Origin of the sequence: Sphingomonas sp. 35-24ZXX (assembly GCF_000786215.1) — a bacterium.
In the GTDB taxonomy this organism is placed as follows: Bacteria; Pseudomonadota; Alphaproteobacteria; order Sphingomonadales; family Sphingomonadaceae; genus Blastomonas.
Genome location: NZ_JROG01000011.1, coordinates 1 through 15629, shown reverse-complemented (window position 1 = coordinate 15629; position 15629 = coordinate 1). Strand labels below are relative to the sequence as shown.

General features: G+C 60.9%; 15 protein-coding genes. 8 read left to right on the top strand and 7 right to left on the bottom strand.

The window, feature by feature from the left end; translation table 11 throughout:
- Positions 1–156 precede the first annotated feature (156 nt).
- Both LI72_RS17970 and LI72_RS17965 read left to right on the top strand, forming a co-directional pair.
- Positions 157–561, top strand: coding sequence for a hypothetical protein (locus tag LI72_RS17970; RefSeq protein WP_033927358.1), 405 nt, complete (start codon positions 157–159; stop codon positions 559–561).
- A 113-nt stretch (positions 562–674) separates the two neighbouring features.
- Positions 675–1649 (top strand): hypothetical protein, encoded by a 975-nt coding sequence (locus LI72_RS17965; RefSeq protein ID WP_033927357.1) that lies wholly within the window; start codon positions 675–677, stop codon positions 1647–1649.
- A 152-nt stretch (positions 1650–1801) separates the two neighbouring features.
- Here LI72_RS17965 and LI72_RS17960 read toward each other — a convergent pair whose 3' ends face one another.
- From LI72_RS17960 to LI72_RS17935, 6 genes are read right to left on the bottom strand one after another with little or no spacing between them, the layout of a single operon-like run.
- The gene (locus LI72_RS17960) at positions 1802–2617 is read right to left on the bottom strand and encodes a hypothetical protein (RefSeq protein ID WP_197051965.1); all 816 of its coding nucleotides are present in this window, start codon (positions 2615–2617) and stop codon (positions 1802–1804) included.
- 20 nt (positions 2618–2637) lie between these two features.
- A complete protein-coding gene (locus LI72_RS17955) occupies positions 2638–3087 on the bottom strand; it encodes a hypothetical protein (RefSeq protein ID WP_033927356.1) in 450 nt (149 codons plus the stop codon).
- Positions 3084–4241, bottom strand: a complete 1158-nt coding sequence (locus LI72_RS17950; RefSeq protein WP_231562527.1) for a tetratricopeptide repeat protein — start codon at positions 4239–4241, stop codon at positions 3084–3086. The genes LI72_RS17955 and LI72_RS17950 overlap by 4 nt, the downstream gene beginning before the upstream one ends.
- Positions 4229–5386: a sel1 repeat family protein gene (locus tag LI72_RS17945; protein WP_231562526.1), complete on the bottom strand. Its 1158-nt coding sequence runs from the start codon at positions 5384–5386 to the stop codon at positions 4229–4231. The genes LI72_RS17950 and LI72_RS17945 overlap by 13 nt, the downstream gene beginning before the upstream one ends.
- Entirely contained in the window at positions 5383–6225 is an 843-nt protein-coding gene (locus LI72_RS17940; RefSeq protein WP_033927355.1) for a hypothetical protein, read from the bottom strand. The genes LI72_RS17945 and LI72_RS17940 overlap by 4 nt, the downstream gene beginning before the upstream one ends.
- A gap of 26 nt (positions 6226–6251) precedes the next feature.
- Entirely contained in the window at positions 6252–6608 is a 357-nt protein-coding gene (locus LI72_RS17935) for a hypothetical protein (protein WP_033927354.1), read from the bottom strand.
- A 269-nt stretch (positions 6609–6877) separates the two neighbouring features.
- Between LI72_RS17935 and LI72_RS17930 the strand changes: the two genes are divergently transcribed.
- The 4 genes from LI72_RS17930 to LI72_RS17915 all read left to right on the top strand — a co-directional run bounded on the left by LI72_RS17930 (position 6878) and on the right by LI72_RS17915 (position 12429).
- Entirely contained in the window at positions 6878–7558 is a 681-nt protein-coding gene (locus tag LI72_RS17930; RefSeq protein ID WP_033927353.1) for a response regulator transcription factor, read from the top strand.
- Positions 7555–8901, top strand: coding sequence for a sensor histidine kinase (locus LI72_RS17925; RefSeq protein WP_033927352.1), 1347 nt, complete (start codon positions 7555–7557; stop codon positions 8899–8901). The genes LI72_RS17930 and LI72_RS17925 overlap by 4 nt, the downstream gene beginning before the upstream one ends.
- Positions 8898–9470, top strand: a complete 573-nt coding sequence (locus tag LI72_RS17920; protein WP_052130254.1) for a hypothetical protein — start codon at positions 8898–8900, stop codon at positions 9468–9470. Before LI72_RS17925 ends, LI72_RS17920 begins: the two co-directional genes overlap by 4 nt.
- Before the next feature lie 136 nt (positions 9471–9606).
- On the top strand, positions 9607–12429 hold the full coding sequence (locus tag LI72_RS17915; protein WP_033927351.1) for a CHAT domain-containing tetratricopeptide repeat protein: 2823 nt from the start codon (positions 9607–9609) through the stop codon (positions 12427–12429).
- A gap of 109 nt (positions 12430–12538) precedes the next feature.
- Here the strand turns inward: LI72_RS17915 and LI72_RS17910 are convergent, their stop codons facing one another.
- The gene (locus tag LI72_RS17910) at positions 12539–13591 is read right to left on the bottom strand and encodes a sel1 repeat family protein (RefSeq protein ID WP_033927350.1); all 1053 of its coding nucleotides are present in this window, start codon (positions 13589–13591) and stop codon (positions 12539–12541) included.
- A gap of 329 nt (positions 13592–13920) precedes the next feature.
- Between LI72_RS17910 and LI72_RS17905 the strand changes: the two genes are divergently transcribed.
- Both LI72_RS17905 and LI72_RS17900 read left to right on the top strand, forming a co-directional pair.
- Positions 13921–14841: a tetratricopeptide repeat protein gene (locus LI72_RS17905; RefSeq protein WP_033927349.1), complete on the top strand. Its 921-nt coding sequence runs from the start codon at positions 13921–13923 to the stop codon at positions 14839–14841.
- Between the two features lie 148 nt (positions 14842–14989).
- Positions 14990–15556: a tetratricopeptide repeat protein gene (locus LI72_RS17900; protein WP_156139704.1), complete on the top strand. Its 567-nt coding sequence runs from the start codon at positions 14990–14992 to the stop codon at positions 15554–15556.
- The last annotated feature ends 73 nt before the right edge of the window (positions 15557–15629 follow it).

Sequence of the window (15629 nt, the reverse complement as noted above, 5' to 3'; positions counted from 1 at the left end):
CTCGTCGGTTATTCATCGGTCAAGTTGCCGCGCTAGAACACCGTCGACGAGCATTCTTGACCCATGGCAAGGCGCAGCCACTGTTAAGAATGACAAATGATGTTAGGATTTCAGCGGTAATTGACTCGCCGGGGCAAGTGTCATCAACTTGAGCCCATGATGCTCAAACACATACTTTTTATTGGCGCCCTGGCAGCTAACTCCGCCACATTGGCCGCTGGTATAAAACCTCCGAATTCGAAAGCTTGGACACCGGTGGCTCAGCAGTCTGGGGGCCAGTCGGCTTTTCGCAATGCCGGTTACGACAAGGTTATGGCCTGTGCTGGCCGAGTCCATGGCATTTCCCTTGCCTCGAAAGACCTGGAAATAAAGCGGGTTGGCCAGGTCGCCGCGCAGACTCTGCTGGCAGAGGCGAAAACATTGAAACCTGAAAAGACCGACAAGGAACTGAAGTCCGAGTTGGCCTTGGCAGCGAACAGGTTCTTGGGAGCGGCGATTGAGCAGGACCGCGCCACGCAATCACAAATCGAGGGCGCCTGCAGGGCAATTGGCGTCGGCTAGCTTGGAAAACCTCACAGATCGCAGGATGACGCCATCAGGCTCGCATAGAATAAACCGGAGACAAATCGATGCAGGAATTTAATACTCGCGGCCTTCTTTCAGCCGCTCTTGGCATGTCTCTGGTGCTGGCGCCGACCTTCGTTCCAGGTGTTGCTCATGCCAAGGAGGCCGCTGCGGTCAAGGTGTCCGGCAAGGACGCGATTGCAGGTGCCACCACGGTGACGATTGGCGCCTTCAACGTGGGCTTCATTTTTGAATCGACCGACCAGATCCAGAAGACAGGCGGCGCGCTCGCGGCGGTTGGCGGCGTCACCAAGGCGAAAAGCAGCCTGGTCGGTGTAACACCAGAAATGATGCAGCAGATTACCGATGCTGCCTATGCAGATCTCGTCCAGCGCCTGGTCGCCAGTGGCTTCACTGTGGCCGAGCCTACTGCCGTGTTCGCCAGCAAGGAACTGGCCAGCAAGGGCAAGGCGGAACCAGCAGAAGCGACGTTGCTGCTCGAAAAGAAAAGCAAGGGCAAGGCTACCTACATGTTTCCCGCCGCCATCCCCCGCCAGATCATGATCATGGGTGACATCCCGACATCGGGCGGGTTCGGCCAAATGGGCAACACCATGGCCTATGCGCAAAACGGCGTTGCCCTGGGCAATTATGCCCGATCTTCAGGCACGCCGGTGATCACCGCAACCTACCTGATAGACTTTTCTGACCAGAAGCGCCCCGGCGCGTTCAATTTCGGTGGCCTGAAAGTCAACGCCAACCTGTCGGTCACGCCCGGCTATTCCAAGATGACGGTGATCGGCGCCAATGGAAAGCAGACGGTGCTGACGCTGGGTCAATCGGTTTCGGTCGATGGCGAGTTCATTGAGATGTCCGATGCCAGCAGCGGCAGCGAAAAGGGCGTTCAGGCGGCTGCGAATGTCGCAGGCGGCATCGCCGCTGCGGTTGGCCTCGGTGGCCTCGGCTTTGGCAAAACTCGTAAATACGCCTTCAACGCCAAACCGGGCAACTACGAGGAGGGCGCGACCAAAGTTGCCAGCCTTGCCAACGATCTGCTGGTAGCCCAGCTCACCGGGCCGCGCTGAACTGCCGGCCTTAAGATTGGGGCTAGCACGACAGCCAATTGATCTTGACGGGCTTGCGCCGGGTTAGCGTGGCGGTAGGTTGCTCAAGAACACTGCCCGGCTTCAGGCCTAGCACGGTAGGCGCAAAGAACCAACCGCAACAGGCGGTCAAATCAGTCGGGCATCGGTTCGGCTTTTGGACCAGGCGCTGCCAATTGGTGTGTTCGAACCGGTACCGTTTCCTCGAACGTTACCGACTCAACCACCATCAAGTGCGGCTCTGGCAGGGCGAAATTGACGTGAGCCATGCCTCCGGTAGCGCAGCAACCGCCATCGCCTGCCCGCTTTACGGGAACGTAAGCGTGCATCTCGCGAAAATTGAAATTCACCCCTCCGGCCAGCGAGAATCCTTCCGGAAGCATGGCCGTCGCCTCCTCAAGCAGATCATCCACATCGAACGTCGTCCACCCTTGCTTATGACGGGTAAGAACTATGTCCGCATTGCCCGCCCCTGTGCCACCGGTGCGCCCGGGCGCATGAAGCAACAGGCGTTCGGCGCTGTCTTCGATGACTTCAGGAGGCCCGTACCAGCCTTCGGTCTGCCGGGCGGCGAGCACATTGCGCGGTCCGTCAGCCGGTGTTTCGATGATCACCAGCATCTCGACGTGTGGGCCATGCTTCGGTTGAATGCTCATATGCTGCCATACGATGGCCCCGCCCTGCTGTAGCTTAGGGATAGAGCCGAAGGCGGTTGGCAAGCACCGCGCCTTAGTCTGGAACAGACATTGCCCAGCAAGATTGGCGGCAAACCCTTCAGTCGCCAACACGGCGTCGGTGATGGCCTCGCGATCGCAGCCGCTTTCATAGCCGCCATCGGGGCAGACGCGCACCTGACTATCGAATGCCTGGTCTGCGCGTTGGGCGCTGGCAGGCCCGGCAAGGCATCCGGCGGCACCGATAGCCGCCACCAAGCCGCTGGCAACGGCCATGTAGCCATAACCGAAGCGCCTCATTTGCAGATGCCCAGCCATTCGATGAGACGACTGGTGCCGGCCGCGTCATTTGTGGCGTAAGCGGCGTACAGCTTGTCAGCCGACTCTTCCGTTCGGCTGCGAGTCTTCTCGAAATAGGCCGCGTCGTCGTCTTCGTTCATTTCGCGCCGTGCCAGCCGCTGCCAGTAGATTTTTCGTTTTTTGGCATTGGCGGATGACAGCTCGCGGCGCAAGGTTCCTGCGAACTTGGGGTCGGCAGCACTGATGACCGCATAATCCCACCTCTCCCACATCGCAGCGCAGGTCAGCATTTCTGACAGCGTCTGCGGTGATAGGCCGCTTTTCGTGGCAGCCTCGTATGCCGCATTGTGCGCCAGCGCCGACGCCTCGGGTGTTTCGGCAACGGCAACGCTTGGAGCCAGCAGGGCCAGCACGCCAGCCGTGATGATCAGGCCAGGCCGCGTCATGCGCCCAGCCTCGACGACTCTGCGCAGCCGTCCTGTATGCCGAGCTTGCATCCCAGCCCGAAGAACCTCTTGGCTGCGGGCCGGTCAATTTGCCCGCCCTGGCCGTCACGCGCCATCATTCCGGCATTCATGCACGCGCCGCCATTTCCGGTGTTGCAGGCCTTGCTGAAGCTTGCGCGGGCCCCGGCCGGATCCTGAGCAATGCCAGCGCCGGTGTATTGCGCCACGCCGAATTCCAGGCAGCCGTCTGACTTGCCGGCACCACACGACAGGCCGAACGACTTTGCCGCACCGCCCGCATCTGCTGGCCCGCCCTGGCCATCGCGCTGCATCAGCGCCAGCGCGTAGCAGCCGTCGGCTGCATAGCCGGGGCAGGCCTTGGCCAGATACTGCCGGGCAAGAGCAAAATCCGGGGCTTTGCCGACCCTGCCGAAATAGTAATTTGTGCCTAGATCATAGCAGGAGGTGGCAAAGCTGGCCTTGCAGGCTGTGGCCAGTGGCGCGATCGACCCTGCGAAATCCTGCGGTCCGCCGCTCCCGTTCTTCAGCATCGAACCAAAGACTTCGCAGGATTTCGCGACACCCTTCGCGCAGCCTTGCTGATACGCCTTTCGAGCCAGCGGCAAATCTATCGCGCCGCCTTGACCTTTGGTCGCCATGGATCCCAGATTGTTGCAGGCTGCGCTGTTGCCGTCCGTAAAACAGCCCAGCTGGTATTTGCCGCGGGCCGTATTGAAGTCACCAGAGTTGAACGCAGCCTGGCCTGCCAGCGCACTGCTGCTGCCGCCCGGCTCGACAACAACCGTGGCCTGTTGCTCCTTTGCAGCTGGAGGGCTCGCGACTGTCGACGCTCTTGCCGGTTTGGGCCCGGTGGTCAAGGAACACGGCAAACCTTCGCGCAAGGTTTTCTCGTGATCCAGAGCCCAGCTGATTTCATCATCAGTCACCTTGCGCGCATTGGGGGCTGTGCTGTTGATATTGGCAAAAATGCCATCATATTTCGCCTTGCAGGCGCGTTCCTGCGCGGATGAACGGTCCACTTGCGCCGAAGCGTCGGATGCAACCGGCCCCAGCATCATTCCAAAGCCGAAAAAGGCAGCAATCAATTTCTTCATCGATTTGATCCTGGTTGATTGATGGATCAGCGCCGACACGTCGGGCTGTTGGCATTGACCGCGCCGCCACAATGGCTTTGGCGGTATTGGTCTCGCACCTGCTGGCGAACGTCTGGGCCTGCGGGTGCATAGTCTGGCCTGTACGGCGCTGAACTCCTGCTGCTGCCCGATCTGCCGTTCTGCGCCTCCCAGCGGCGTGAACTGGCACCGGGCGTGTTGGTGCAATTGAATATGCCGCAATCGTTCGGCCGCTCTCGCTTGGCGATCTCCGACGCAGCGATGCCAGCGACAGGGCCGGACCGGAACCAGAATTGCAGCACGTAAAAGAGATCGTCCGGGATGCTCTGCAACGCACCGGCACGTGAAGCGGCCAGGGTGGCAGCTTCGGCCTGCGAGACAGAACGGCTGTAATAGAGCGCGTAATACAGCGCCTTGCCATAGTCGCGCTGTGCAAGCAGGCTTTTGAACAGCGCCTCTTTCTGGGCACGAGCATCCAGCGCTGCCTGTCGCTGAGCCTGCTGTTGCGCCTCGATGTCACGGCGGCGGTCCTGCAACTGCTTGCCAAAGGCGCAGACTTCGCGGCAGTCCGGGTCTCCGGGCTTGCACGCCGTCAGCGCGATCTGCTCGGCCTGGAGGTGCTCATTGAGTGCGTAGTAGATGCGTGCAAGTGCGATGCACGATAGCCGGTTGCCGAAATCGCAATTGATCCGGCGGTAGCGAAGCGCCTTCGTGGCGTCAAACTGCGGAGAAGCCCCATCTGAAAACACCGCTTCGGCCACTTCGCACCCATCTCGGTCCTGGCCGGTACAAGCGCGCGCCCCAAAATTTGCAGCGCTGGCAAGATCGCGTTCTACATCGCCTTCGCCAGCGTAGAATATGAGTGCCAGGCGACCACAGGCTGCGATCTCATTTGCCGTACAGGCAAGTTGCAGGAAACGCAGGCTCAAAAACGCATCATAAGACGTGCTCTCGGCATCGGACAGGATCATGCCCGCATCGCGGCAGGCAGTCCGGTCACCGGCATCACAGGCAGCGATCCGGCTTTGCAGCGCGTTTCCGGCTGCAGCCGTTGCCGGTTCAAGGCCCCAGGAAAGAGACCAAAAAACAACCACCAGGGCCACAATCAGGCGGAGCGCCGACCGGCTTGTTCCAGCAGAAGGCAGGTTCATGAGCGCGCCAATCATCTGCGGCAAACCGAATAGGTTGCTGTCACCACGCCGCGCTGGTCGATTAGCTTTCGGTTTTCGCACCCGTTCCCCAGCGACCCGACCGCTTTCGCGTTTGCCTGACGTGCCTGTGCTGCGCGATCATCGGCAGCGCGCTGGGCCCAGCGCTGGGCTTCGGCCTCGGTGTGCCGCTGCATCCGCATCCGGCGCTGATACTCTGCAAAAATCAGCCGCGTGGCGGGCGGATTGTATTGCCAGTAGAACTTGTTCGCGATCGCATAGACGGCTTCATCGCTCCACCTGCGCAGACCGCTGGCGCCCACTTCGACAATCATCTTGCCCAACAGGTCGCCGTCAGCATTGTCCTTGAACAGGTCCTTGCCATAGGGATAATGGTAGACAAGATAGTCGGCGACCGCGCCATAATCGCCGGTGCGGTCGGCATGGGTGCGCAGCGATGCTGCAGAAAGGGTGCCCAATCCGTTCATCTCAGCTTGCTGCTGCGCCGGTTGCGCGGCGCGCTCGACATACAGATCGGCGCAATCCTGCGCTACCAGCAGGACATATTTGTCCAGCTCCTCGCTGCCGTTTTGCTTTTTGTAATTCTTCCAGGAAGCATCGATCATCTGCTTCGCCTGGCGAAGTAGCGCGGCATCATTGCGCGTCACTTCGGAAAAGTGGGTCATCGCGCGGGCACTGGTGCCGGGCAGCTGCACGCCCTTCCTGGCTGCGAAATCCAGCGCGAGAGCGCACTCGTAGATCAGCTCGGAATCGTCAGTGCTGGCGTTAGCAGCGGGCGAGGCGATGGCCATGCACAATGGCGCTATGAGGATCGCCGTCAGACGAAACGAAGTCATGGCAGGGCCTCCCGATGCAGCGCGGTTCAGGACTGGATCACCGCCATTTCGCGGTCGCATTCCTTCGAGCGCGATTTCATATGCGACAGGGCTTCATCAGCGCCCATCACACGGGCACGCTTGTTGTATTTCGCCTTGGCCAGCTTCAGCGATTGCTCGCCATCCAGCCCGGTGACACGTTCCAGCTGGCGCACCACGTTCATCCAGTCGGCAGAACCATAGTTCAGCTTGACGTTGTTGCCCTCGGCGATGCCAACGATGTAGGCGCAGCCGGCGGCCATATCCATCAGCTGCTGGGGGCTGGGATCCTTGGCATGCAATGGGACGGCTGGCATGCTGATCGCCAGAACGGTGGTGCAAATCGCCAGTGAAAATGAGCGCATGTCCGGTCTCCTTGAGAGCATTCCACTTTCAATGGTGCACATTCCGGACTGCGGCCATGCACAATGGCTGACATGAATGTGACAAATGGTGTTAATTCTCCGCGCGCACCTAACGGCATTTGTAACGGGCAATTTCCAGCAGCCTTGGTAGATAGATCTCAAGAATGGCACAGTAATGGCCTAAACAACGGCATGGGGCACCGCCTACGGGCACGCGCTCATCGAAATTTGCGCAAGGGCACGGCAATGGCAGATCAGGCTCACCGAACATGCTGAGGATTCTGTACGTCGAAGATGACCAGCGAGCGGCGGCCGAGGTGCAGGAGCTTAGCGCTGAGAATGGCGATCAGTTGGTCTGGGAGAGCACCGGCGCTGGCGGCTTGCTGCGCGCCGGACTTGAAAAGTTCGACGTCATCATACTCGATCGCATGCTGGGCGATCTCGACGGACTGACGATCTTGCAGCGGCTTCGCGAAAGCGGCATCGGAACACCTGTGCTGATGCTGTCAGCGCTCGGCCGGACAAGTGACCGGTCCGAAGGGCTTGAAGCGGGCGCGGACGATTATCTCGCCAAGCCATTCGAGGCGCCTGAGCTTATGGCCCGCATTCGCGCGCTGCATAGACGTGCGTCGGGGCGGGAGCATAGCGCGGTCATCCTTTACGGGGCCTTCGAATGCCATGTGAAGGCGCGCACGGCATTCCGCCAGAACCAGCACCTTGCGCTCAGTCCTCGCGAATTTGAACTGTTCCGCTATTTCATGGACAACGCTGGCGAGATCGTCACGCGAGAGATGCTGCTGCGCGATGTGTGGAACATGGCGTTCGATCCCCAGACCAATGTCGTCGATGTCAACATCGGTCGGCTGCGCCGGAAGCTCGAGGAAGGGTTTGCCACGCCTGCGCTGGAGACGATCTGGGGCTCAGGTTACAGGCTGCTCGACGGCTCATGATCTCATTGCCTCACCGTTCCATATTCTCGCGGATCGTCGTCATCGCCATCGCATTGTCGGTGGTGCTGGTCGCAGGGCTCTGGCTGCTGACCGACCGCACCATCCGTTCCACGCTGGATGCGTCGGCGCGTGACGCGGTCGATGTCGATCTGGCAGGGCTTGCCGATATTCACGCCAGCGGTGGGCGCGATGAACTGGCCAGGCGGATCAACGACCGGTTGATGATACGACCCATAGACGGCAGTTTTCCCCATTACATGCTGGCAGACACCAGCGGCAGGCGGATTGCAGGCGACATCGATGCCTGGCCCGCGCTTGATGCACAGGTATCTGAAAGTGGCGTGATCCGCATCGGCGAGGCGACCGATGCATTCGCTCGCGCCACCCAGCTTGGTCCCGATCTGCGGCTGGCGGTGGCGCATGAAGCTGCCAACGCCCAGCCTCTGCTGGGGCGCATCGCGCTGGTCTTTCTGGCGGGCGGCGCGGTGTTTGTCACGGTCATTGGCCTGTTCGGGCGCAGCGCCATCGGCAACCTTCAACGGCGCATCGAGAGCATCAACCGGGCATTTCGCGATCTAGACAGCGGCCATATCCGCTTGCTTGCCGAGGGCGAGCGCACTGACGAGATCGACGAACTCGCCGGGCACAGCGCCGTTGCTCTCGCCCGGCTGCGCGATCTGATGCAGGCGTATCGCGACACCTCCGATCAGGTCGCGCATGAAATCCGCACGCCAGTGATGCACCTTGACCGCCGTCTGGTGAAGCTGTTGGCGGCAAAGCCCGATGCTGCGACCGCGGACGCGCTGGTCGCGGCACGAGCGGACATCCGCCATCTGGTCGGTACGCTGGAATCCTTGCTCGATATTGCCGCGAGCAAGGCCCGAAGGGGTGATCGAACGGGGTTGAAACGCATCGACTTGTCAGCCCTGCTGGAGCGCATCTGCAACCTATATGCAGACAGTTCGGAAGAGTCCGGGCACAGCTTCGTGTGGGATGTTGCCCAAGGCGTGCTTATCGAAGGCGAAGAGGCGCAACTAGGGCGGCTGATCACCAACCTGCTCGATAATGCATTCAAATATGTGCCTGCTGGTGGCAGCGTGACGGTGAGTTTGACCGCAGGACCGGTTCTGACGATCTGCGACGACGGCCCCGGTATCCCAGAGGCTGACAGAGCCCGTGTGTTCGAACAATTCTATCGCAGCGGTAATGTCGATCAGGGGCAGCCGGGCAGCGGTCTGGGTCTTGCGCTCGCCCGTGCGATTGCCGAACGTCACGGGTTGGCGCTCGATCTTGTCGATAGCTCGGAAGGGGCATGCTTTCAGCTCAGCAGGAGGACACCATGATGCGCCAGTTCGCGCTAGCCTTGACGGTGTTGCCAGTCTTGGCGTCCTGCACGCCGATCGCAAAGACCGCTCCGGTTGCACCGCCCGCCAAAGCCTCAACCGCGATGATTGTGGCCGATGCACTTGCGCAGGCCGATACCGCCGCCCGCGCCGACAAGGATGCTGATCTGGTGCAGCCGCTGGCGATCCTTGCGGCGCTGGATGCCCGGCCGCTAGACGCCTCGGGCCAAAACCAGATCGCCGACTGGCGCAGCCGGAGCCCCGACACGGCTCCACCACTACGAGGCCGCACGCTGGGGCCGGGCTATCACCATGGCACGTTGAGCGCAGGGGGTGATCTGCGCATCGCGCAGACGTTTCTGTCTGGCCAAAAGGCATCGATTGCGCTGTCCACACCCAGCGGGACGAAGCTGCGGATTCAGGTGATCGATGGCGCCGCCAATCCCGTATGCCAGCATGTCGCGGCCCGCCCAAGCTGCGAATGGATACCGATTTACACGCAGCGGCATGTCATCCACCTGAGCAACCCCAGCCGCCAAAAGACCCGTTTCTTTCTTGTGATCGAGTGACCGATCCTTAAGCTACCGCAAAACGGGGGGAAATCGTATGAACGTAAGAGTGAGCCTGGTGGCCGTTACGTGTCTGGCGACACAGGTTTTGCTGGCCACATCCGCTCATGCTCACCAAGCAGAAAATGCGCAGCCGGTGACCGACACCACCCAGTTGCGCGCCGCTGCAGAAGCGATCGACCCGCTAGCCAAGGCTGCAGAAGCTGAAAAGGCATGGCAAGCCTATCTGACCGCGCTGGAAGCATCGGACGGACCCGTTGCCGATCAAGCGTTCGCGCTCAATCGCATGGGCGATTCACGCTATTACCAGCAGAACATGCAAGGCGGGCTGGATGCTTCGCTGGAGGCCAGACGCAGGCTTGTGGCAGCTGGGCAAGCCGATGGCGAAGCGATGGCCGACACTCTGGCAAACATCGCGACTTTCCAGGGCGCGCTTGGCCAGTCGGACCTTGAGCTTCCGTTGCAGGAACAATCGCTGGCTATCCGCAAGCGGCTATATGGCGCTGATCCCGCCAAACTGCCAGCTGAGCAGGCCAAATTGCTGGGCCTTGGCTACCTCAATTATGCCAACGCTTTGTATACCGCAGGGAGGTTCGGTGAAGCCGCCGATCTGGTCAAGCCGTCGATCGACGGGATAGTTACAGGCGAATTACGCGACGCGACCCTGTTCGTCGCGATGTCGAGTGGCGCCAACATGCTTTCAGATGCCGGGCGCCAAGCAGAAGCGCTGGATCTGGCGCAGCGTGGTGTCAGCACTGCCACGCAGCTCTTGCCTGAGGAACACCCCTTCATCGGGTTTGCCCATGCGACGCTCGCCAAGGTTCTGTTGCAGTCAGACCGCTTCGTCGAGGCCGAAGCTCCCGCCCGCCGGGCGGTCGACATCATGGTTGCCAAGCTGGGCCCCAAGAACCGCAACACGATGACAGCGCTGCACAATCTTGGCGTGATTTTGGCGCGCCTCGGGCGGTTCGAAGAAGCCATCACGCTGACCATGTCCGGCCATGACGAGCTTCGCGCGATTGATCCCGGCAACAGCATCAACCAACTGGTCAATTCGTCCAATGCTGCGCACGAAGCCGGAAAGCAGGCAATGGCGCTGGACCTGGCGCAGCGTGCTGTCAGCATCGCAGCAACCGTTCTCGATAACGATCGCAGAGCCGCCAAGGGCTTCACTGCATTGGCGCTGCGGCTGGATGAGGCAGGCGATGCCAAGGCTGCGCTGGAGAACCTGGACAGCATCGTTGCCCGCCGCATGAGGGCTAGTGACACATCGGTAGACAATGTGCTGGAGCTTCAGCGCGGGCTGTTTGCAATCAAGGCAGGTGACCGTGAAGCAGGCTGGGCGCGGTCATCGGTTGCCGCAAAGTCGCTGGAGGCGGAGCTGATTGCCGATGCCGAACGGTTCGAGCTCGGCGCCGATCTGGCGAGCTACTACGAACCCATCATGCAGATGGTCGAGGCAGCATTCGAAGCCGACAAACCCGATGAAGCCCTGCACGCGTTCGAGCTCGCAGGATGGGGGGTCAACGCGCGCACCCGGCAACTGCTGGCGCTGAGGACCAGCTTCGAAAACACGCCCGAATTGGCAAGCAAGGTGGAGGCGTTCGAAACTGGTAGCGCGCGCCTGAGGCTCCTCTCCCGGGAGCGAGCCGCAATGCTGGCCAGCGACAAGGCCGATGCCGCATCCGAGCGTGCCGGCCAGATAGCCGCGCTTTCCGCATCGTTGGCGCAACTGCGGGCAGAGCTGGTTGCCGCCATACCCGATTTTGGCCAGTGGGTCCGCCCGGCAACGGCAACGGTCATGCAGATACAGGCCCGATTGGCGTCGGACGAGGCGCTATTGATCACGATGCCCAGCCGAAGCCGAACGTTCACGATGGTGATCACGGCCGATCAGACGGTGATGGCATCAAGCACGAGGGGCCGCCCGGAAGTGCGCGCACTGGTCTCCGACCTGCGTGCAGCGCTCGATGGCAAGGTCCCGGGCGATACCGCCAGCTTCGCACGCAACGCTGCGGCGTTGTACGATATTGTGCTGCCCGAACGCGCTGCTGCAGCTCTCTCAGGACGCTTCCGCGTCGCCGTCGTCACCAGTGATGCCTTGTCGCGTCTACCGTTCGGTGTGCTGCTTCCCGCTGCGCCTGCTGTGGAACAAAAGGATTACAAGTCGATGGATTGGATGGTCCGGCGCCATGCATTCTCGATTGCGCTCACACCCTCTGCTGCCTTTGTGGATCGCAACGATCGCGGTGACCGTCTGAGCTTTCTCGGTGTTGGCGCACCGACCCTAAGTGGCGTGGCAGACCTGGCAAACGGAACAGCCATTCTGTTCCGCGGCGGCGCAGCGGCGATGGACGACCTTCGTTCGCTGCGCCCCCTGCCCGCATCGGCAGGGGAAATCGCTCGCGTCTCGGCGATCAAGGGTTTCTCCACCCGCCTCGCCCTGACCGGTGACAATGCCACTGAATATCGCGTCAGGCAGGCCAGCACAGACCGATATGGCGTGCTGCTGTTTGCAACGCACGGCTTGATGGATGGTGAGCTTGCCGGACTGAACGAGCCGGCACTCGTACTCACCCCGCCAGCTGAAGCAGGCCAACCGGACAATGACGGGTTGCTGCTGGCCAGTGAGATCGGCACTCTGGGGCTCAGCGCCGATTTCGTGATCCTCTCGGCATGCAACAGTGCCGCCGGCCGCAACGAAACCGCACCTGCCTACACCGGACTTGCCAACGCGTTTCTGGGCTCAGGCGCACAGGGCCTGTTGCTGTCCCACTGGCGGGTCCGCGACGATGCTGCGGCATATCTCAGCGCATCAACCGTTGAACGTGCCTTGTCTGGTGTCTCGCATGCCGAGGCCCTGCGTCAGGCCCAGCTTGCGTTGATTGAGGGCAACGCGGGGCTACCCGACAGTGCCAATCCTTCGATATGGGCTCCCTTCGTATTGGTTGGACGATAGCCCCGTCGCAGCAATTCCGAACCCCGAAATAGCTGCCGGTCGGCGGGGCGGCGCATGCATTGCTGTTCAACAGCAATGCTACCCACTCGCACTGCATCCAATCAGGATTTCAAGGGCAGGCCTCCGCTTCGCCCAGCCTGCACGCGCGTTTGTTCAACCGATCAATGTCCGTGTCGTCGTCTGCACGCTGGCCACCGATTGCTGCTATTGTGCCACAAGCCTTGCCATTACCGAGGTCGCACGCCAATTCGATGAGTGAAAGCGCAGCGCTTTCGTCAGCCGCGCCGCCCTGTCCTTTTTTGATCATGACGCCGAGCGCAAAACAGGCTTTGGCGACATGGCCATCACAGCCGCTGCGCATAGTGGTGCGCGCCAGTGCGTCATTCCGCAGGTTAGCTGGGCCTTGTGACAACACCAGTGCATAGTCGGTACAAGCGATCGCAATCCCTGCGGCACACGCGCTCTTTAGGGTCGTAAGGTCGGCTGCAAGATCGGAAGCCGATGCCGGGCCCATCAGTCGGTTCGTGATCGACCGGCAGCCATCGGCACGTCCGATGCCACAGCGTCCGGTGTCACGCTCTTGCACACTGCTTGCTGTCGGCGAGGCGGGTAAGGCGGCGAGCCCCATACAGCCGGGGCTGTTCTCACGATCGCATGCGCGCTGGGCATACGTGCGCACGGTATTGAGCCCTTCCTCGGCGTCGTCCTTGATCGTCACGGTTGCTGACGCATCGAAACAGGCCGTTTCTCCGCCCGGTTTTCGACATTCTTCTCCCATTTCGAACAAGGCGATTTTTATCAGGCCATTGGACTCAACAAGACTTTCTGCGGAAAGCCGACCCAGCGAATAGCCGACCCGTTCGCAAGCGAAATCGTCCCCCGCGAGACAGGCCTTCCCGAACAGACGCGCCGCCTTGGCATAGTCCTTTTCAGAGCTCGCCAGATCGATTCGGAGCAACCCGGCCATCATGCAGGCGGCCGCCAGTCCTTCCTCACACGCGCCCAGATAAGCAGTCTGCGCAGCGGCCACATCGTTCGACGCCTCTGCCACGGCGCCATCTCGATAGCGAGAATACGCGTCATCCCCCATACCGCCAGCCAATGCGCCGCTGCCGCGCGGAGCGGCCAGCAATATCAGCATCGACCAGCGCCACAGCTTCATTGCTTGTCCTCTGCATATTCCGGTCTCGCCACCGGTTCGGGCCTCATCTGCGGATCACGATCCCCGAAACGCATTCCTCTCACAATGCACAAATCCTGTCATGATTGGTCCAACCGACCAGTAGCAGAGTGATAACAGGCAATGTCATCTTCCCGACAGCATCCGTGCATGGTGCAGGGTTGGCGGCTGTGCTGAACTCGTCACCGTTGATTGATGTCTGTGTGGAGGCAGCTGATGCGTCGCATGAACTCGCTTTTGTTAACCCGCCTTGATCGACGCGGATGCCGCGTTGCGTCAGCAGTTTGGCGGCTGCCTGAAGTTTCGGGTCGATGATCGGGGAACTTCTGGTTCTCGCTTTGGCATTCGTCTTGTCGGCACCGATTGAAGACCGGGGGCCATCGGAGGATCTGACGCAAAAGCGCACCAAACTGGTATTGGCGTGCGCGCAGAACAGCGATCCCATCGTTTGTCTGGATGCCGCCGACTTTCATTTTCGCGGCAGAGGTGGACCAGTCGATATGCGTGAGGCCCGTCGCCTGTCGAAACAGGCGTGCGATCTCGCCAGCGGCAATGGGTGCAATCTGTACGCCAACCTGCTTGAAACCGGAAATGGCGGTCCTGTCGATCTTGAGGCTGCAGAAACTCAGTATGTCCGGGCCTGCTCGCTCGGTACCTCCGGCGGCTGCTTCAATCTAGCGCAAGCGATTTATGAAGGCCGGATTGGCAATGGGGGGCTCGCGCGAGCGCGTTCGCTCTATGAACAGGCATGCACGGGTAAGGTAGCGCAGGGCTGTCAAAACCTGGGCGCGATGGAAAAATCGGGCCAGGGTGGGCCAGTCAATCTCGTTCTTGCCCGCAATCATTTCGATGTCGCGTGCCGTGCTGGACGCCCCGATGGTTGCGGAGCACTCGGCCTGATGCTGTTAACGGCCGAAGGTGGTCCCGCAGATGTCATAGGAGCCGCGCGCGTGCTTGAACGCAGCTGTAACGCGAACATCGCGGCGGCCTGTGACAATCTGGGATTCATTTTTGGTAATCCGGCATTCGGCATGACCGACATGGTGCGGGCCCGGACATTGTTCGACCGCGCTTGCACCATGGGCGAGATGCATGGTTGCTACAATCTGGCGATCCGCTTGCAGCGCGGCCTGGGCGGGGCAATCGAACCTGTGCGCGCCGCCGTTTTGTTTGCGCGCGCGTGCGATGCTGGGCTTGCTGAATCCTGTCAGGCAGCGAGCCATGGACAATGAGCCAGCAGACACGTCTCTGGCCGGCGCACTGTGCCCCGGTTTTTCTGCTCACGATAGAAAGTCAAACATGATGCGCCCAGATGTCCGCTGCTCCTTCCGCCCATTTGCTTCGTCAGCGTGCAACAGGATCATCCATGGGGTGGGTGGCTTGTTGCTCGTGATCGCTGGCTGTGCGCTGATGATGCAAGCCACACCGGCTTCGTCGCAGGACCAGCTCGCGAAATCCGGACGAACTCCTCAGCAGCAGAGCCAATATTTCCAGCAAGCGATGGAGCTGGATCGCATAGGCGCGAAGGTCGAAGCGCGCAAAATGATGCGCTCGTCCTGCTATGATGATCGCAGCGGCGAGGCGTGCCACAATTTTGCGATGATGGCCGATCTCGGCGAAGGCGGTGCCGTCGATACCGTTGCTGCGCGCGATGCGTTCGCAAATGCCTGCGACCTGAATATTCTGCCTAGCTGCTATAATCTGGCGGGGCATATGCGAAGGGGTCGGGGCGGACCAGAAGCCATGCCAGAGGCGCGGCGGATTTACGTCGCGCTTTGCAAGCAGCGTGACCCGCAAAGTTGTCACGATCTGGGGCTGATGGCCGAACGAGGACTAGGCGCGCCGGCCCCCGACATGAAAAAGGCCCTTGAGAGTTATCAGACGTCCTGCGACGCAAATTATCGCCACGCCTGCAAGGATTTAGATAAGGGCGGGCATGACCAATAAGAGCAAACTAAGCGCGGTGGATCGCTGGTGGCCCGGCCTCTTTCGTCCTAGGCCGTGTTGACAAAACACTTCA